This window comes from Rhizobium sp. BG4, assembly GCF_016864575.1.
Classification (GTDB): domain Bacteria; phylum Pseudomonadota; class Alphaproteobacteria; order Rhizobiales; family Rhizobiaceae; genus Rhizobium.
The window spans coordinates 808,071-825,911 of the sequence record NZ_CP044125.1; the positions used below are offsets into that span (position 1 = coordinate 808,071).

Below are 17,841 nucleotides of genomic sequence, written 5' to 3' on the forward strand. Positions count from 1 at the left end.
GAGGGCCTTCGATCCACACAACGCCCATCATCAATACCCCACCGGCGGAACCGGCTCGTCGCGCGGCTCGGCAAGCCGCATCTCGTCGGTATTGTCGGTGCCGATATCCTGATAGGCGCGGTAGGTCAGCACCAGCAGGAAGGCCAGGAAGGAGAAGGAGATGACGATCGCCGTCAGGATCAGGGCCTGCGGCAGCGGATTGGCAGCGCCCTGCGGCAGCGTGTCGAGACCGGCGGGGATGATCGGCGGCACTTCGCGGGTCAGGCGGCCAGCGGTGAACAGCAGCAGGTTGACGCCGTTTCCGAGGATGGCGATCCCTAGCATGATGCGGATCGAGAATTTCGACAGCATCAGATAGATGGCGGCGGTGAAGAACAGCCCGGAGAGAATGGCAAGCAACGGCTCCATCATTCCACCTCCCTTTCCTCGAGCGTCAGGGCAATGGCGGTGATGGCGCCGAGTACGACGAAATAGACGCCGAAATCGAACAGCATCACCGAAGAGAGCGGCACCTCGACGCCGAGGATCACAGGGTAGATCCAGAGCCCGGTCATGAAGGGCACGGCGGCGAAGATGGAAATCAGGCCGGCAACCGAGGACATTAAGAGCCCTGCTCCGGCGATGGCGAGCGGGTGGAACCGGATGGCGCGGCGCACCGCCGGGACACCATTGGCGATACCATAGATCGCGAGCGCCGAAGCTGCGATCAACCCGCCGATGAAGCCGCCGCCCGGCTCGTTATGCCCGCGCAGCAGGATGAAAACGGAGAAGAGCAGCATCAGGGCCGTGAGGAACGGGGCGATGGTGCGAAAGATCAGCGTGTTCATGGGCGAGCCTCCCTGTTGCCTTCCCTTCTCCCCTCGGGAGAAGGTGGCCCGCAGGGTCGGATGAGGGGGCCATGCGGTAAAACGGTTGTGGACGAGATGGTGCGCGCCGAGCCAGCGGCCCCCTCATCCGCCCTATCGGGCACCTTCTCCCCGCTGGGGAGAAGGGAGAAACTAGCCTCACCATCACGTACCCCTCCCCGGTTGTTTCGGATCCGGCGGCGCCAGTTTGCGTTCGGTGCCGGCGCGCATGCGGATGAGGGCGATGATGGCAAGGGCGGCGATGGCGACGACGGCGATTTCGCCCAGCGTATCGGTGCCGCGGAAGTCGACGATGATGACGTTCACGACATTGGTGCCGTGGGCGATGGTCTTCGAATAGGTATTGAAGAAATCCGAGAGCGCCGTGTCGAAGCGGCCGGAGGTGGCGCGGAGCAGGAGCAGCGTCAGGCCGAGGCCGCAGGCGAGCGCGATCGCGGCATCGAGGAGCCGCTGGCCGCGCGGGCGGCGGTCGGTGGGCGACAGGCGCAGCCGCGTCATCACGAGGGCGAGGATCACGACCGCGAGCGTCTCGACCATGAACTGGGTGAAGGCGAGATCGGGGGCGCCGAACATCAGGAAGATCAGCGCGACCGAGAGCCCCTGAATGCCGAGCGCGGCGATCGCCGTCAGCCGGTCGCGGGCGGTCAGCACGGCGGCAAGGCCGATCACCGCCAGCAGCAGCACCGCCCATTCATGCAGCCGGACATGATCCGGCCAGGCGATGCCGGTGGGCAGTTCGCCATAGAGATAGAGCGGCACGAGCAGGATGGCGGCAAGCAGGATGAAGGTCGCCGTCACATAGATTTCCAGGCGCCCAGGCTGCAGGATGCCGGTAATGCGGTGCGCCAGGCGCACGAGGCCGGAGATGAAGATGTCGAAACCCGTATCCGGGCCGGGACCGGCAGCGCGGAAGAAGGCATCGGCGAGACGGCGGCTGCGATCGAGCTGGAAGTAGATGACGATGCCGAGCGCGATGGTCAGCACCGACAGCAGCAGCGGCACGCCGACATGCGGCATCAGCGAAATGGTGATCTCCACCGGCCGGTGCTCGACGGCCGAGGCCATCGGCGTCGAAATATAGCGGTGGGCGGAGGCGGAGAAGATGGCGGCGACAAAGCCGAGCAGCGCCAGCAGAGCCGGGCCGATCCACAGGAGAACCGGCGCCTCATGCGGCGGCTTCGGGGTTTCCGAGCGTTTACCGATGAAAGGCTTCAGGCCGACGGCGAAGGCGATCGCGAACATCAGCGCGTTGCCGAAGACGGCGACCGATGTGAAGACGATCGAGCGCAGGTCGCCGATCGCCAGCGCCGCATAGATCTCCTCCTTGGCTAAGAAGCCGAAGAAGGGCGGCAGACCGGCCATCGAGAAGGCGGCGGCCAGGGCGGCGGCGCAGGTGAGCGGCATGGCGGAGGCGAGACCGCTCAGCCGGGTGATATCGCGCGTGCCGGTCTCGTGATCGAGAATGCCGGCGACCATGAAGAGCGCACCCTTGAAGAGCGAATGGGCGACGAGATAGAGCACCGCCGCCTCGATGGCATATTCCGAGCCGAAACCGGTGAGCAGCACCAGCAGGCCGAGCGAGGAGACGGTCGTATAGGCGAGCTTCAGTTTCAGGTCGGTCTGGCGGATGGCGAGCGCGGCACCGGTTGCCAGCGTCATGCCGCCGAAGAAGGGCAGCAGGATTTCCCAGGCCGGCGTTTCGCCGAGCAGCGGATGAAGGCGCAGGAGCAAGTAGACGCCTGCCTTCACCATGGTCGCCGAATGCAGATAGGCGGAGACCGGCGTCGGCGCTTCCATGGCGTTCGGCAGCCAGAAGTGAAACGGGAACTGCGCCGACTTGGTGAAGGCGCCGCCGAGGACGAGGAGCAGTGTGGCCAGATAGAACGGGCTCTCGCGCATCAGATCGCCCGCTTCCATGATCAGCGACAGCTGGGTGACGCCTGTTATGTTCCAGATGAACAGCAGGCCGGCGAGCAGGCAGAGCCCGCCGCCACCCGTGACGACGAGCGCCTGCAGCGCTGCCCTTCGCGCCGCCTCGCGCTCGTGATCGAAGCCGATCAGCAGGAAGGAGGTGATCGAGGTCAGCTCCCAGAAGATGAAGAGCATCAGGAAGCTGTCGGACACGACCAGCCCCAGCATCGAGCCCATGAACAGGAAGATGAAGGAGAAGAAGCGGCCGTGATCCCTGTGCCCCTTCAGGTATCCCCCGGCATAGAGCACGATCAGCGTGCCTATGCCCGTAATCAGCAACGCGAAGGTGAGCGACAGCCCATCGAGAAACCAGGAGAAGCTGAGATTGTAGCTGGGCACCCAGACATAGCCGCCGGTCGCGACTTCACCGGCAGCGATCTCCGGCAGGAAACCGAGGAAATGCAGAAAAGAGAGCAGCGGGAACAGCGCGAGAAGCCAGGCGGCATTGGCGCCGAACAGCCTGACGGCAAAGGGTGCGGCAAGGGCGCCGATGAACGGCAGGCACAGGGCAAGAAATGTCAGACCCGTGACACCGGCCATATGCTCTCCTTGATGGAAACCCCTCGGAAATCCGGAAAACCGGATGCGTTTCCAAGACCTAGGTCAATCGGCGCCGGGCCTCAAGCCTTTTCGGGATGGGTGCACAGGCAAAGCGCGGGCCGAGCGCGGCATGCACCAATGGCGCGAGGAGGATCAGCGGCCAGACGATGCAGGCGGCAAGGCCGGCGATCCGCGATGGCGTGTAGCGATCATGCTCCGCCCAGCCCTCCAGAAAGGTGATCAGAAAACAGGCGGCCGAGATGGCGGCGTAGATTGCGAAAGCGAGGATGGTCAGCACGTCGAAGTCCCCCCTGGTACTCCCCGTTGCAAGGAGAATACCGGAGAAGCGCCAACGCCCGCAAACCGGCAAAACGGACTAAAGCTTTCAGGCTATAGACGCATCACTCTTGATACCGCCCAATTTCCGCTCCACATTCGCGGCGTCGGAAAATCTGTCTTCTTTGGCGCCGAAGGAGCAAGCCCCCATGCCCGATATCGACATTGCGAAGTTTCACAGGACCGATGACGAGTGGAAAGCTCAGCTGACACCCGAGCAATACCGCATCACCCGCCATCACGGCACCGAGCGGGCCTTTACCGGGCCTTATTGGGATAGTTTCGAGACGGGGCTCTACAGCTGCGTCTGCTGCAACGAGCCGCTGTTCCGCTCCGATACCAAATTCGATGCCGGATGCGGCTGGCCGAGCTATTTCGAGGCCGTATCGCCCGAGGCGATCACCGAGCACCGCGACACCACCTATGGCATGGTGCGCACCGAGATCCGCTGTGCCAATTGCGATGCGCATCTCGGCCACGTCTTCCCCGACGGACCACCGCCGACAGGGCTGCGCTACTGCATCAACGGGCACGCGATGGTGTTCGAGGCGGGGCGGTAGAAGCTCAATCCGCGCGCAAGCGCTGGAGAACGATCGCCGCGGCCTCGGCGATCGGCAGGTTCGACGTATCGAGGATTTCGCAGCCCGCGCTTGTCGCCTCGCGGCGTAGGAAGGCGGCCCAGTTCATCATGTCGTCATTGGCGAGTTCGGGCTGGTCGCGATCCGAGGTCAGGCGCTTGCGCCGGGTCGCATCGTCGCAATCGACGAGGATGATATGGCAGGCAAGGCCCATGGCGGCGGCGGCATCGACGACGAAGCCGATGCGCATCTGGCCTTCGAACAGGACCGGGCGGCCGGGCTGCATCGTTCCGGCGAGCCGCGCCATCCATTCCGCCGTCATCGCCTGCTGCCAGCCGGCCGGCGAGCCGAACAGCGCGTTCATTTCCTCGACGGGCGGCACGCCGATCGAATCGAAGAAGCGGATGTCGATGTCCGCGCCATGCTCGGCGGCGATCAGATCGGAGATCGCGGTCTTGCCTGCGCCCGAGGCGCCTGTGAGGACGACGAGGGTCAATTCGGCACCCTCAGTTCCATGAAGGTCAGGTCCAGCCAGCGGCCGAACTTCTTGCCAACTTCGAAGAAGGTGCCGCCATTGCGGAAGCCGAGCTTTTCGTGGAGGGCGATCGATGCCGCATTGTTGGCCTCGATGCCGGCGATCATGACGTGGATGCCGTTTTCGCCGGCGCGCTTGATCAGCGCCTGCATCAGCAGCTTGCCGATGCCGGCACCCTGATTTTCCTTCTCGACATAGACGGAATGCTCGACCGTGTGGCGGAAGCCGTCGAAGGCGCGCCAGTCGCCATAGGAGGCGTAGCCGGCGATCGCGCCATTGCGCTCGGCGACCAGAACCGGAAAGCCCCTCGCCTGCCGCGCCCTGAACCACTCGACCCGGTTGTCGAGATCGACGACCGTCTCGTTCCAGATCGCCGTCGTGTGCTCGACGGCGTGGTTGTAGATATCGCGGATCGCGGCAAGGTCGGCTTCGGTGGCGTCGCGGATGGTGACGGCGTCGGTCATGTCTTCTTCCATTTCGGCAAAATACAGGGCAGCGATACGCTGGCGTCCAGGCGATGTAAACCCGATAGATTTGCCGCGACCGGCGGCGCGGTTTGCGCTAGTTTCCGACGCCTGACCGGAGGATCCGATGCGCCTGTCCCTTGCTCTGCTGCTGCTTCTTGCCGCCTCGCCTGCGCTTGCCGCCGACTGGAAGCCCTATGCCAATCCGCGCTTCGGCTATGTCATCGACCTGCCCAGCGATTTCGCCACCGTCAGCGCGGCCGACAATGGCGACGGCATGACGCTGCAATCGAAGGACGGCAAGGCGAAGCTTCTGGTCTTCGGCGCCAATCTCACCGAAGAGAATTTCGCTGCCGATACAGCCAAGCGCAAGCAATCCGACAAGGATGCCGGCTGGGCGATCTCCTATGACAAATCGGCCAAGGGCTGGGCCAGCTATTCCGGCACGCGCAAGGACCGCATCCTGTATGTGCGCGCGGTTTCGCTCTGCCAGGATGCCGGCGGCTATTTCGTTCTGGATTATCCGAAGGCCGATGCGAAGCTCTACGATCCCATCGTCGCGCATCTCGTCAAGACGCTCGCAGGGCCGCCGCACTGCCGCTGACTAGAGCGCGCTCATGCTGAAGCAGGTCAGCACCGCCGAATAATGGACGGCGGCGGCGGCAACGACGAAGCCGTGCCAGATGGCATTTTGGAAGCGCAGCTTTTCCCAGACATGGAAGATGACGCCGGCCGAATAGATGAGGCCGCCGATGACGATCAGCAGCATCGAGGCGAAGGGAATGCGCGAGGCGACGGGCTCGGCCACCAGGACGCCGCTCCAGCCCATGGCGAGATAGAGCAGGATCGCCAACTTGTCGTAACGCCCGGGAAAGACGCATTTCAGGAGAATGCCGACGATCGCCACGACCCAGATGCCGATCAGCATCGAAAACAGCAGCGGATCGTCGGAGCCCCTTTCGAGGAACGGCGTGTAGGTTGCGGCGATCAGGATGAAGATCGAGGAATGGTCGAGCCGCCGCAGGAACCATTTGGTGCGCGAAACCGGCCAGGCATTGTAGGTGAAGGAAATGCCAATCGTCATGACGAGCCCGATGCCATAGACCCAGGCCGCGGCCAGCTCGCCATGCGAACTCCAGACGGTGGCATAGAAGATCAGCACCGTGGCACCGACCAGCGCCAGCGCCAGCCCGACACCATGAACGATGCCGTCAGCGATCAACTCGTATTTGTCATAAGCCCAGCGGATCCCGTTGAACTCTGCCATTGCGCACACCCGTTTCTGTTGATGCCAATGCTGGCATCGAATGTGTATCGGCGCAACCGGTACCAAGGTGTTAGGTGGCTTGAACTCGGGCGGAGCGAATATGGCAGGACAGCGGCGATGGCAGCCGCTATACGAGCGGCATCAGGACGCATCGCGATCCCTCGCCGGCCGGAATAGAATTCCTTCATCGAAATTATAGAAACTCGTCTCCCATGATCCGTATTGTTCTTGCTTCCGCGCTGCTTGCAGCCTCGCTTTCCGCTGCTTCTGCGGCGGAGCCTCCCGCTCCGGCGCCTGCCGCTCCCGCTGCCGCGAAGCCGGCGCCGAAGGTGAAGGGGCCGAAGCTGGTGGAGCCGGAACTGCATGTGGTGCGCTCGGGTGTTCCCGGCCGTCCGCGCGTGGCACTGACCTTCGATGCCTGCATGGGCAAGGCCGACGAGCGGATCATTTCGACGCTGGTGTCCGAGCGCATTCCGGCGACGATCTTCGTCACGGCGCGCTGGCTGAAGCGCAATCCGGAGGCGCTGGCGGTGTTCCTGAAGAACCCCGATTTATTCGAGCTCGAGAACCACGGGCAGAACCATATTCCGGCGGTCGACAAGCCGGCGCTGATCTATGGCATTGCGGCGGCCGGTTCGCCCGAGGCGGTGCATCAGGAGGTCCAGGGCGGCGCCGATGCGATGCTGGCGGCGGGGATTGCCGCGCCCCACTGGTTCCGCGGCTCGACGGCGAAATACGACCTTCCGGCAATCGCCCAGATCCGCGCCATGGGCTACAAGATCGCCGGTTATTCGGTGAATGGTGATGGTGGATCCCTGCTCGGGGCTGCGGTGACCGAGAAGCGCATCGGCTCGGCCAGGGATGGCGATGTGGTGATCTCGCATATCAACCAGCCGACGCATGCTGCGGGTGCCGGGGTTGCCAAGGCGATTGTGGATCTGAAGGCTCGCGGGGTGGAGTTTGTCAGGTTGCAGGATGCTGAGGATCTGGGGGATGATCAGACGACGAATTGAGGGTTTTGGGGTCGGTTGTGCCGTGTAAGCCCCCCTCTGCCCTGCCGGGCTACCGGCCTCGAGCCACGTGTCTCTCCGCGCTCTTCGAGCCCCCACAGGTGGGGAGATTTGCTGGGCGCACCCGCTCGCTCCAACATTCTTTGATTGATGAGACGCCCACCCCAAGCCGATCTCCCCCTTGTGGGGGAGATGCCCGGCAGGGCAGAGGGGGGTGGCCCCGGGTGAAACGCCACGCGAAGAACTACCGCAACACCGTCTCCACCCCATATTCCCCAGCCCGAAAGCTCCTGAACCCCGGCCCGTCGCGGTCGAGCGCGTAGTCGTCGAACCAGTCGCGGTGGACGCCTGCCACCATCGCGCCGATCATCTGGGCGGCGAGGAAGGAGAAGGTGATGCCGTTGCCGCCGTAGCCGTAGGCGGCGTAGACGTTGGGCAGGTGCGGGACCGGGCCGATCTGGGGCAGGCCGTCGGCTGTTTCGCCGAAGGTGCCGCACCAGGCGGTGGCGATTTCGGTGTTGGCCTGCGGCCAGAGGCGCTGCAGCTTGTCGCGGATGATGCTTGCCTTGCCGGCGAGCTCGGCATCGCGCCGGTCGGGGTCGACTGTGGCGTCGTCCTCGCCGCCGGCGATGATCCGGTGGTCGGGGTAGTGCGCACGTAGAGATAGGGATGGGCGTCCTCCCAGATCAGCACCCGGTCGCGCCAGAGCGTTGCCGGATCCTGCGGCACGGTGGCGATCGCGAAGCTGGAGCTCACCTTGTGCAGCTTCGGCATGTCGATCTCCGGCATCGAATAGCCTGTGGCGAGCACGGCGGTATCGGCCTCGATGACGAAGGGACCGTCGAGCTCGGCGGTGACCTTGCCGCCCTCGCTGTGCAGCCGCTTCACGGTGGCGCGTACCGGCATGGCGCCGCGGGCGATGGCGATTTCGAGCAGGCCCCAGGCGAGCAGCAGCGGATCGGCCTCGGCCGAACCGGGCGACAGGATGCCGGCATCGCGGTCGAGCTCGAACTGGGTGAAGAGATCGCAATGTTCGAGATAGACGCCCGGCAGACCGGCGCGGCGGCGCAGCTGGCGCTCTTCGAACAGATCGCGGGCGCCCTCATGGTTCTGGGCGAGATAGAGTGTCTGCCGCGGTTGGAAAGCGCAGGGCAGCGCATGGGCGGCGATCAGCTTGGCAAGGCCGGAGACGGCGGCGGCGCTGCGCCTGTACATGCCTGCCGCCCGCTCGAAGCCGTAATAATGCTCGAGCTCGGTCAGCGTGCTGTCGATTTCCCATTGCAACATGGCGGTGCTGGCGGCGGTCGAGCCGAGGCCCGGCTCTTCCTTGTCGATGACGATCACCGAGAGGCCGCGGGCCGTCAGGTGTTCGGCGGCGAGCGCACCGGTGATCCCGCCGCCGATAACCAGTGCGTCGGTCTTGTAGCTTTGCGTCAGCGGCTCGTAGGCCGGGCCGCGGGCGCCGCGCCCCCAGGGACTGGCGCCGCTGCGCAACGCGTCCTGGCTTTCAGGGTTGAATTCGACGCCATCGGCCATGGTCACATCACTTCGGCAGCTGCGGCTGGACGCGCTCTTCGAGGAACAGCTCGTCGACGATGGTCATGACGATCAGCGACAGCGGCAGCGCCAGCATGGCGCCGACAGCACCCCACATCCAGGTCCAGAAGATGATGGCGAGGAAGACAACGAAGGGATTGATCTCCAGGCGGCGGCCCATGACGGCCGGGAAGATCAGGTTTTCCATCAAGAGGTGGACGACGAAGAAGCAGGCGGCCGGCAGCAGGCCGATGACGATGCCATCATGGGTGAGAATGCCAGCGACGGCGACGGCGAAAGTCATCATGGTGATGCCGAGATAGGGAATGAAGCTCGAGAGAAAGGCGAAGAAGCCCCAGAGCACGGGCGCCGAGAGCCCGCCGGCCCAGGCGATCAGCGTCATGATCACGCCGAGCCCGGCATAGATGATCGACGCCGTAGCGAAATAGAAGCCGAGCACCTGCTCGACCGAGCTGATGACGCGGATCGCGGCGAGGCGCTGCGGCCGCTCGCGGAAGGTCATGATGATCGTCTTGCGGAGATTGACCCGGCCGATCAGGAAGAGCAGCAGTGCGGCAAAGAAGATCAGCCCCTGCACCAGCGCCGGCGTCAGGTTGGCGGTGACGAGATGCAAGACGTTACCGGTGTTTTCGAGCAGCTTGTCGGCCGACATCGGCCCGCTCTGGAAGGTCTCGGGCGTAATGTGCAGCCAGCGGATCTTTTCGAGATAGGGCATCAGCCGGTCGGTGGTCTTCTCGATGAAGGCCGGCCCTTCATTGAGCAGCGTCGTCACCGGCCCGGCCAGCGCATTGGAAACCAGGAAGATGACCAGCGCCACGGAGCTCGACAGGATCACCGCATTGGTGATGCGCGGCACGCCCATGCGCGACAGCTTCTCGGCAAGCATGCCGAGGATCATGCCGACGACGATCGCCAGTGTCAGCGGTATCAGGATCAGCGACATCTGATAGACCGCGGCCAGCCCGAGAATCCCGAAAATGCCGATGATCGCCCAGGCCATCGAAATATCGAGCCCGTCCTTCTCGACCCGGCGAACCGGCGCCTGCGGCATCTGTTCGGTGGCTGCCGAAAGCGTCTCGGCCCAGGCGCTCTTGTGCGAGCCGCCGATCGCGATCTTCCTTGCCTGCTTGCGGATGCCGTTGGCTATGCCCATGTCGATCTGTCCCCGGAAACCCCATTGCTTCGCCACGGAAACGCAAAGCGGCGGATTCGGTTCCGCAGCGGTTTCAGGGCGATCGAAGGTGTGGCGCGGAGACCACGAAAGACGGTGGACAGCCTATGCGGCAGGACGTGGTCCGGCGCCTCAACGGCCCCGGTCATGGCGCACCGGCTCCTCCGGCATCAGCCTGCGCCGCGTGTGCTCCAGCGTTTCGATGCGCCGGCATTCGCGGGCAACGGTTGCGGCGGTGACGTCCGTCCAGGGGCCGCCGTCGCTTTCCGATGCGATCACCCGGCCGCCGGATTCGATGAATTCGCAGAAGAGGCGCCGCGATCTGATCTCGCCCGAGAGTTCGGCGATGCGTGCCAGCCTGTCCATCCGCGTCTCCTTCATCTAGGGGCAAAGGAGGGTTCGCCACGCGCGACGACGGCGAACCCTCGAACCTCGTCGTGCGATAGATTGGTCGCCAGCGCGCACAAGGTCTGCTGATGAGATAGGGCTTTCGAAACGCGCCGGTATCGGACCGAAGTCCTACCTCTGCCGCCTCTCCCGGCCGCCGCCGCGCGCTATCCGACCAAAGTCCGATATGCGGAACAAACTCGCCGCCGCGGCTTTTCCCACCCCACCAGACAGAAGGAGATTTGGTCATGAAAACAGTTCTTATCGCAGCAGCAATGACGTGTTTCGCAGCTTCCGCCTATGCCGACGGCGCCGTCACCGGCATGGTCGGCGGTGCAGCCACGGGTGCCATCGTCGGCGGCCCTGTCGGCGCCGGCGTCGGTGCTGTGGTCGGCGGCATTGCCGGCGGCGTCATTGATCCGCCGCCGCGCGAAGTCGTCACCTATGTCCAGCAGGCCCCGGTTCCGCAGCAGACCGTCGTGGTGCAGCAGCCGGTCCAGGTGGGCGCGGCCCTGCCCGCCGATGTCGTGGTGACGCCGGTGCCTGAGAACCCCAAATACGGCTATGTGGTGATGGGCCAGGAGCGGGTCATCGTCGAGCCGCAGACCCGCAAGGTGGTCCAGGTCATCCAGTAATATCCCAGTAGTGCATCCGCCCTGGTTCCAGAGTGAAAACTCCCTGCGGATGCGCGATGCAGGCGTTGGCTTCGGTCAACGCCTGTTTCGTTTTGCGCGCTATTTTGCGACGTTCGCGAACACCTTCCCCAGCCGCGCCGTCGCCACGTCCGCCTCGGCAGCCGTCAAACCGGAGAAGCCGAGCAGCAGGCGCGGCTCGCGTGAGGCCGAGACATGCATCGGCGAGACCGGGATGACGACCACGCCGCCTTTCAGCGCCGCTTCGGCGAACGCGCGGTCGTCCGTCCATGTGCCGGTGCTTTTGACGGTGTAGTGGATGCCCTGTTCGGGGACAGGGGCGATCAGGTGTTCGGAGAGCCGGTCTTTCAACTGGAGAGCGAGATTGTCGCGGGCCGCCCGGTGGCTTTCGCGCAGGCGCCGCAGATGGGCGGGGAAATAGCCCTCGTTGAGGAAATCGGCGACGATGAGCTGGTGGAGCGGTGCCGGGAAGCGGTCGATGATCGGGCGGACGGCGCGGAAGGCGGCGACGAGATCGTCTGGCACGATCAGATAGCCGACGCGGAAGCCCGGCAGCAGCGCCTTGCTGAAGGTGCCGGCATAGATGACGCGGCGCGTCGCATCGAGGCCCTGCAGCGAGGCGATCGGATGGCCCTCGTAGCGGAATTCGCTGTCGTAGTCGTCCTCGATGATCCAGCTGCCGCGGGCCTGCGCGAAGGCGAGAAGCTCCAGCCGCCGTGCCAGCGGCAGGGCCGAACCCGAGGGATATTGATGCGACGGGGTGACGTAGATCGCCGCCGGTGCGGGGCCGTCGTAGAGCGACAGATGCTCGGTGATCAGGCCTTCGCCATCGACAGGCAGGCCGGTGATCGCGGCACCGTTCAGTAGGAAGGCGAGCCGCGCCGGCGGGTAGCAGGGATCCTCGATCATCACGGTTTCGCCGGGCGAGACGAGCACGCGGATGGCGAAATCCAGCGCCTGCTGCGTGCCAGAAGTGATGAAGATCTGGCCGGGATCGCAGCGCACCCCGCGCGAGGCCGCAAGATGGGCGGCCACCGCCTGGCGCAGCGAAAGCTCGCCCTGCGGATCGCGGTAGCGGTCGCTGGCATAATCGATATGGCGGTGGGCAAGCCGCTTCAAGAGCCCGGCGGTGCGCTCGTCATGGATCACCCGGCCGGTGGCGAAGGCGACCTGGGCGGGCGGCGCAAGATCGGTGCGCATCGCCAGCCGTGCCGCCGTCGATATGCCGCGCCGCGCGCTGTTATCGGCCGCCTCGCGTGCGCCGGTGCTTCCTGATGGCATCGGCGGCAGGCCGGAGGCGACATAGGTGCCGGAGCCATGCCGCCCTTCCGCGTATCCCTCGGCGATCAGCATCTCATAAGCTTCGGCGATCAGCCCGCGCGACAGCGACCATTCCGATGATGCCGTGCGCGTCGAGGGCAGCCGGTGGTCCGGCTGCAGCACGCCCGCAACGATGCCGTCGCGCAGCTGCAGATAGAGCTGGCGCACGGCGGGAACGGAGGAGGATGCGTCGATATCCGGCAGGAAGCCGGCGGCGGCGCTTTCGCGGCGCAGGGTGCGGGCGCTGGTCTTCGGGGCACCGGTCTTGCGGGGTGAAGTGGCTTGCATGGCTGGCTCAAAGTGGCTCTGGATATATCATCGATTATTCACTTTTATCGAACCACTTTCAACCACTCCTCGGAAATGCCCATGCGCCCGTCTGCTGCACCCTTTCTCTTCACCGGCACCATGCTTGCTGCGGCAGGCTACGGCGCCACCTTCCTGTTTTCGGCCTATTACCGCGCCCATGGCGGCAGCGATGTCGATACCGGGCTGACGCTCGCCGCCGCCATGGCCGGGACTTTTACCGGCGTGCCGCTGGTCGGCTGGCTTTCGGGGCGGATCGATGCGGCGCGCATGAGCGCGATGGCGAGTGCTGCCGTGGCGCTCGGCTTCCTGCTGCTCGCTTTTGCCGCGGGCGGCGGTCTCGGCCTGCCGCTGGTCTCCGGCTTCCTGATCGGGCTCGGCTGGGGAATGTTTTATATCGGCGCGCCGATGGCGCTCTCGGAGCGCGTCACCGATGCCGATCGCGGCTTCTGGTTCACCCGCTTCGGCGCCTTCCAGATGGCCGGCATCGGCGGCGGTCCGGTCATTCTCAACCTGGTGCTGAGCGAGGCCGGGCTCTCGGTCGAGGCGACCTTCATGCTGGTCGGCGCCGCCTGCCTTGCGGCGTCGCTGCTGCTCTGGATCTTCGGCTCGATGGCGCCGGGCGGTGAGCGAACATCGGCGCTGCGTCCCTGGGTGCGGGATATCGGCGTCATTGCCCGCAGCGCCTCGATCCGGCCGATCCTGATGGTGGCGCTCGGCGCCTGCGTCTTCTCCGGCCTGCTGACCTTCCAGTCCTCGCTGGTCGCGGGCACGGGTGCGACCGCCGCAACCTTCTTCGCCGTCTATGCCGTCACCGTCGTTGCCGCCCGGCTGCTGCTTGCCCGCTTCCTGGCGACCCTGCCGCAGACGCAGCTTGCCTCGGCTCTCCTGACCTCGATGTGCCTCGGCGTCGCCGCCATGTTCGGCGTCGGCCTCCATCCGGCCTTCCAGATCGTCTCGGCGATCCTGACCGGCATCGGCTACGGTCTCGTCTATTCGGTGATCCAGACCTGGGCCGTCAACAATACCGAACCGCGCTATCGCCACGCGGCGCTGACCTGGTTCGTGATGTCCTATTTCGTCGGGATCTTCGGCTTCCCGGCCGTCGGCGGATGGGTGCTCGTCCATCTCGGCCGGGAAGTCTTTCTCTCGATCCTGCTTGCCGCAGCGCTGGCCGAGCTCGCCATTGCCGCCAGCATCGGCCTGCGCCGGGTGCAGGCCGCGTGAGCCCTATTCCGCAGGGCTGGCGCAGGCGGTCTCTGCCGTCTCCGCCGGCCGGCGACCGAGAAAGGCGATGACGATGACCGCGGTGAAGACCGTGACGCCTGCAAGCAGCATCAACAGCGAGCTGAAGGCCTGGGCATAGGTTGCGGCAAGCGCCTCGCCGGTCATGCCGGGGATCAATGCGCCAGCGGCCCGGAGATCGCCGGTCACCAGCCGCTGGGCTGCGGCTGCGGCACCATTGCCGCTGAGCCTCGTGCCCATCAGGGCCGAGAGCACGGCGCTGACAACAGCCAGCGCCACGCCTTCGCCGGCAACGCGCGTGGTGCTGAAGATACCGGTCGCCATGCCGGCCCGCTCCTTCGGCACAACGCTGACGGCGAGCCCGTCCATCAGGCCCCAGGGCAGGCTGATGCCGGTGCCGATCATCATCAGCGGCGCGATCAGCAGCGCCGGATCGGAGGATGGCGTCGCCGACAGCCAGAACAGACCGCCTGCCGAAATCAGCAAGCCGCCGCTGCAGATGACCGCCGCCGAGAACCAGCGGGTCAGCATGCCCGCGACGACGGGCAGCACCAGCAGCGGCCCTGAAAGCGCGACCATCATCTGGCCGGCCTGAACCTCGCTCATGCCGTCGATACCGACGAAGCGCACCGGCAGCAGGATCAGCAGCACCACGAAGGCATAGGCAGGCGCGGCCGCCAGCAGCTGGACGCCGACGAAGCGCGGGTAGCGGAACAGCGAGAGGTCGAGCATCGGGCGGGCGACGCTGCGCTCGATCCGCCAGAAGGCGACGAGAAGCGCTGCGGCACCTGCAAGCAGCGCTGCAACCGGCGCACTGGTCCAGCCCTGCTCCGGCGCCAGGAGCACGCCGTAGGTCAGGAGTGCCAGCGCCAGGGTGAAGCTTGCGGCGCCCGGCCAGTCGAGACCGGCGGCATCGGGATCGCGGGTTTCGTGCAGGAAGTTTGCGCCGAGCACGAAGGCGATCAAGCCGAGGGCCGCGACCAGCGCAAAGATCGACCGCCAGCCGAAACTCTCGGCCATCAGCCCGGAGGCGATCGGCCCGAAAGCGAGGCCGACGCCGAAGCTGGCGCCGACGATGCTGAAGGCCCGCATCCGCGCATTGCCCTCGAATTCCTGCGCCAATGCGGCCATGCCGCTCGAGAAGGTCGCGGCCGCCCCCAGCCCCTGCAACGCCCGCAGGACATCGAACCAGAGGATATCGGGGGCGAAGGCGAGCATGACGGAAAAGATGAGGAAGGCCGTGAGCCCGCTGAGGAACAGCCGCTTGCGGCCATAGGTGTCGGCCAGCGTTCCCGCCGCCATCAGGCTGCTGCCGAAGGTCAGCATGAAGGCATTGGTCACCCAGTTCAGCGCGATCGGGCTGCCGCCGAGCGAATGGGCGATCGCCGGAAGCGCCACTGCCGGGCCGGTGAAGGTGAGCGGCATTGCCGCCGCCGCAGAGCAGATGCCGGCGAGCGCCAGGATCCGCTTGGACATGTCAGGTTTGGTCATGAGCTTTCCGCCTGTTCGAAAGAGAGGGCGTGCCGCCTTGAGGTGGGAGGTCTATCGGCGGCAACACAAACAGGATAAATTCGCTTCAATTATGCGATAAGCGCGCTTTCTCTCCTGGCATAATGGAAAGATTCGCTCGAATGGATGAAATGAGATGGATCAGCTGAGCGGGCTTTCGGCCTTTGTCAGAACCGCCGATCTCGGCAGTTTCGTTGCCGCGGGCCGGGTGCTCGGCCTGTCGGCATCCGCAGTCGGCAAGGCGGTGACGACGCTGGAGAAGCAGCTTGGCGTGCGCCTCTTCCAGCGCTCGACGCGCAGTATCCGGCTGACGGAGGAAGGCCGGCTGTTCCACGAGCGCTGCCGCCGCGTGCTCGACGATCTCGAGGATGCGCAGGCCTCGCTTGCGGCAGCGGTGGCGACGCCGCGCGGCCGGTTGCGGCTCAGCGCGCCGCTGGTCAGCTACCATCTGCTGCTGCCGGTGCTGCCGGAATTCATCCGCCGCTATCCCGAAGTCGAGCTCGATCTCGATTTCAACGACCGGATCGTCGATCTGATCGACGAAGGCGTCGACGTGGCGATCCGTAGCGGCGATTTGCAGGATTCGAGGCTCATGTCGCGGGCGCTCAGGCCATTCCAGATGCTGCTCTGCGCCGCACCAAGCTATCTCGAAAAGCACGGCACGCCGGAGGTCCCGCAGGACCTGGCAGGTCATCTCGCTATCCGCTTCCGCTTTCCAAACAGCGGCAAGATCCAGGACTGGCCGCTGATGGAGGCAGGCGGCGCGGCCCTGGCGCCACCCGGCCTGATGACCTGCAACAATATGGAAGCGCTGCGCGGCGCCGTGCTTGCCGGTCTCGGCATCGGCTGCATGCCGGATTTTCTGGCCCGGCGGCCGCTGGCCGACGGAACGCTGCGCAGCGTGCTCGGCGAGCATATCGATGGCCCCGGCCAGTTCCATGTGATCTGGCCGTCGAACCGGCACCTGTCGCCCAAGGTTCGGGTGCTGGTCGACTACCTGATCGACACGCTGTTTGCCGAGCGCTGCGACGAACCCGCAGCGCCCGGCCTTTCCGTTAGCGGTCGACCGTCGGCATAATCCAGGAAGCGTAGCGGTCGCCGGAGACCTTTTCCGGGGCCAGCGCGGCGTCGAGGCTCTTCATGTCGGCGGCGGTAAGCGAGATGGCTGCGGCGCCGACATTTTCTTCCAGATAGCTCTGGCGCTTGGTGCCGGGGATCGGCACGACGTCGTCGCCCTTGTGCAGCAGCCAGGCGAGCGCGATCTGCGCCGGGGTCGCCTGCTTGTCGCGGGCGATCGCGTGAACCACTTCGGACGCCTTGACGTTTTCGTCGAAGTTTTCGCCCTGGTAGCGCGGGTCGTTATGGCGGTGATCGTTTTCCGGATATTCCTCGGCGCGCATCACCTTGCCGGTGAGGAAGCCGCGGCCGAGCGGCGAGAAGGGCACGAGGCCGATGCCGAGTTCGCGCAGGACCGGGATGATCTCCGGCTCGAGATTGCGCTCCCACAGCGAATATTCGCTCTGCAGCGCCGAGACGGGGAAGACCGCGTGGGCCTTGCGGATATTGGCGATACCGGCTTCCGAGAGGCCGAAATACTTGACCTTGCCTTCCTTGACGAGCTCGCTGACGGTGCCCGCCACGTCCTCGATCGGCACGGTGCGGTCGACGCGGTGCTGGTAGAGGAGATCGATATGATCGGTCTGCAGCCGCTTCAGCGAACCCTCGACCGCCCTGCGGATATTGTCGGGATGGCTGGTCACTTCGCCGGGCACCTGCTTGCCGTCGACGATCTTGAAGCCGAACTTGGTGGCGATCGTCACCTCGCCGCGGCGGCCCTTGAAGGCGCGGCCGAGCAGGTCTTCATTGGTGTGCGGTCCATAGACTTCGGCGGTGTCGAAGAAGGTGCAGCCGAGATCGATCGACCGGTGCAGCGCGCGGATCGCCTCGTCCTGATCGGCCGGGCCATAGGACTGGCTCATCGGCATGCAGCCGAGGCCGATTTCCGAGACTTCCAGACCCTGGCTGCCGAGTTTGCGCTTCTTGAGGCTCATGATGCATTCTCCATTCGTGATTGCGCCTGGAGACTGCGCCCAGGCGGCCGAATTTCAAATACTTGTAAATTCCGA

Annotated in this window: 18 protein-coding genes and 1 pseudogene; 6 read left to right on the forward strand and 13 right to left on the reverse strand. The window is 65.3% G+C overall.

Translation table 11 applies throughout. From position 1 onward, the window contains the following. Window positions 1–30: 30 nt before the first annotated feature. The 4 genes from F2982_RS04265 to F2982_RS04280 form a co-directional block, all read right to left on the reverse strand. The gene (locus F2982_RS04265; protein WP_112719170.1) at window positions 31–408 is read right to left on the reverse strand and encodes a Na+/H+ antiporter subunit C; all 378 of its coding nucleotides are present in this window, start codon (window positions 406–408) and stop codon (window positions 31–33) included. Further along, window positions 408–827 carry a Na+/H+ antiporter subunit B gene (locus F2982_RS04270; RefSeq protein WP_130278746.1) on the reverse strand — a complete coding sequence of 140 codons (420 nt, stop codon included), beginning with the start codon at window positions 825–827 and terminating at the stop codon, window positions 408–410. Before F2982_RS04270 ends, F2982_RS04265 begins: the two co-directional genes overlap by 1 nt. A 183-nt stretch (window positions 828–1,010) precedes the next feature. Next, window positions 1,011–3,377 carry a putative monovalent cation/H+ antiporter subunit A gene (locus tag F2982_RS04275; protein ID WP_203429335.1) on the reverse strand — a complete coding sequence of 789 codons (2,367 nt, stop codon included), beginning with the start codon at window positions 3,375–3,377 and terminating at the stop codon, window positions 1,011–1,013. A gap of 58 nt (window positions 3,378–3,435) precedes the next feature. Further along, window positions 3,436–3,675 (reverse strand): hypothetical protein, encoded by a 240-nt coding sequence (locus tag F2982_RS04280; protein WP_130278748.1) that lies wholly within the window; start codon window positions 3,673–3,675, stop codon window positions 3,436–3,438. 187 nt (window positions 3,676–3,862) lie between these two features. Between F2982_RS04280 and msrB the strand changes: the two genes are divergently transcribed. Beyond that, complete coding sequence (msrB, locus tag F2982_RS04285) at window positions 3,863–4,273, forward strand: peptide-methionine (R)-S-oxide reductase MsrB (RefSeq protein ID WP_112719174.1); 411 nt, start codon at window positions 3,863–3,865, stop codon at window positions 4,271–4,273. Between the two features lie 4 nt (window positions 4,274–4,277). On the opposite strand, the gene F2982_RS04290 is transcribed toward msrB, so the two are convergent. Both F2982_RS04290 and F2982_RS04295 read right to left on the reverse strand, forming a co-directional pair. Next, on the reverse strand, window positions 4,278–4,787 hold the full coding sequence (locus tag F2982_RS04290; protein WP_203429336.1) for an AAA family ATPase: 510 nt from the start codon (window positions 4,785–4,787) through the stop codon (window positions 4,278–4,280). Beyond that, window positions 4,784–5,290 (reverse strand): GNAT family N-acetyltransferase, encoded by a 507-nt coding sequence (locus F2982_RS04295; RefSeq protein WP_203429337.1) that lies wholly within the window; start codon window positions 5,288–5,290, stop codon window positions 4,784–4,786. The genes F2982_RS04290 and F2982_RS04295 overlap by 4 nt, the downstream gene beginning before the upstream one ends. 127 nt (window positions 5,291–5,417) lie before the next feature. On the opposite strand from F2982_RS04295, the gene F2982_RS04300 reads away from it, so the two are divergent. Further along, on the forward strand, window positions 5,418–5,894 hold the full coding sequence (locus tag F2982_RS04300) for a hypothetical protein (RefSeq protein WP_203429338.1): 477 nt from the start codon (window positions 5,418–5,420) through the stop codon (window positions 5,892–5,894). Here the strand turns inward: F2982_RS04300 and F2982_RS04305 are convergent, their stop codons facing one another. Then, a complete protein-coding gene (locus F2982_RS04305) occupies window positions 5,895–6,557 on the reverse strand; it encodes a hemolysin III family protein (RefSeq protein WP_112719178.1) in 663 nt (220 codons plus the stop codon). It abuts the gene before it with no gap. 212 nt (window positions 6,558–6,769) lie between these two features. On the opposite strand from F2982_RS04305, the gene F2982_RS04310 reads away from it, so the two are divergent. Then, a complete protein-coding gene (locus F2982_RS04310; RefSeq protein WP_203429339.1) occupies window positions 6,770–7,570 on the forward strand; it encodes a polysaccharide deacetylase family protein in 801 nt (266 codons plus the stop codon). A 241-nt stretch (window positions 7,571–7,811) separates the two neighbouring features. On the opposite strand, the pseudogene F2982_RS04315 reads toward F2982_RS04310, so the two are convergent. The 3 genes and pseudogenes from F2982_RS04315 to F2982_RS04325 all read right to left on the reverse strand — a co-directional run bounded on the left by F2982_RS04315 (window position 7,812) and on the right by F2982_RS04325 (window position 10,661). Further along, a pseudogene (locus F2982_RS04315) lies at window positions 7,812–9,103 on the reverse strand (FAD-dependent oxidoreductase). A 7-nt stretch (window positions 9,104–9,110) separates the two neighbouring features. Continuing rightward, window positions 9,111–10,277: an AI-2E family transporter gene (locus F2982_RS04320; RefSeq protein ID WP_130278758.1), complete on the reverse strand. Its 1,167-nt coding sequence runs from the start codon at window positions 10,275–10,277 to the stop codon at window positions 9,111–9,113. A 150-nt stretch (window positions 10,278–10,427) separates the two neighbouring features. Then, complete coding sequence (locus F2982_RS04325) at window positions 10,428–10,661, reverse strand: hypothetical protein (RefSeq protein ID WP_203429340.1); 234 nt, start codon at window positions 10,659–10,661, stop codon at window positions 10,428–10,430. A gap of 269 nt (window positions 10,662–10,930) precedes the next feature. On the opposite strand from F2982_RS04325, the gene F2982_RS04330 reads away from it, so the two are divergent. After that, window positions 10,931–11,317, forward strand: a complete 387-nt coding sequence (locus F2982_RS04330; RefSeq protein WP_162708749.1) for a DUF1236 domain-containing protein — start codon at window positions 10,931–10,933, stop codon at window positions 11,315–11,317. A gap of 99 nt (window positions 11,318–11,416) precedes the next feature. Here the strand turns inward: F2982_RS04330 and F2982_RS04335 are convergent, their stop codons facing one another. Then, window positions 11,417–12,943, reverse strand: a complete 1,527-nt coding sequence (locus F2982_RS04335) for a PLP-dependent aminotransferase family protein (RefSeq protein ID WP_203429341.1) — start codon at window positions 12,941–12,943, stop codon at window positions 11,417–11,419. An 81-nt stretch (window positions 12,944–13,024) separates the two neighbouring features. Between F2982_RS04335 and F2982_RS04340 the strand changes: the two genes are divergently transcribed. Next, window positions 13,025–14,188: an MFS transporter gene (locus F2982_RS04340; RefSeq protein ID WP_203429342.1), complete on the forward strand. Its 1,164-nt coding sequence runs from the start codon at window positions 13,025–13,027 to the stop codon at window positions 14,186–14,188. 3 nt (window positions 14,189–14,191) lie between these two features. On the opposite strand, the gene F2982_RS04345 is transcribed toward F2982_RS04340, so the two are convergent. After that, a complete protein-coding gene (locus F2982_RS04345) occupies window positions 14,192–15,697 on the reverse strand; it encodes an MFS transporter (protein WP_203429343.1) in 1,506 nt (501 codons plus the stop codon). Window positions 15,698–15,851: 154 nt separating this feature from the next. Here F2982_RS04345 and F2982_RS04350 point away from each other — a divergent pair, with 154 nt between their 5' ends. Then, window positions 15,852–16,793: a LysR substrate-binding domain-containing protein gene (locus tag F2982_RS04350; protein WP_203429344.1), complete on the forward strand. Its 942-nt coding sequence runs from the start codon at window positions 15,852–15,854 to the stop codon at window positions 16,791–16,793. On the opposite strand, the gene F2982_RS04355 is transcribed toward F2982_RS04350, so the two are convergent. Continuing rightward, window positions 16,771–17,766 (reverse strand): aldo/keto reductase, encoded by a 996-nt coding sequence (locus tag F2982_RS04355; RefSeq protein WP_203429345.1) that lies wholly within the window; start codon window positions 17,764–17,766, stop codon window positions 16,771–16,773. The genes F2982_RS04350 and F2982_RS04355 overlap by 23 nt on opposite strands. Window positions 17,767–17,841: the final 75 nt, after the last annotated feature.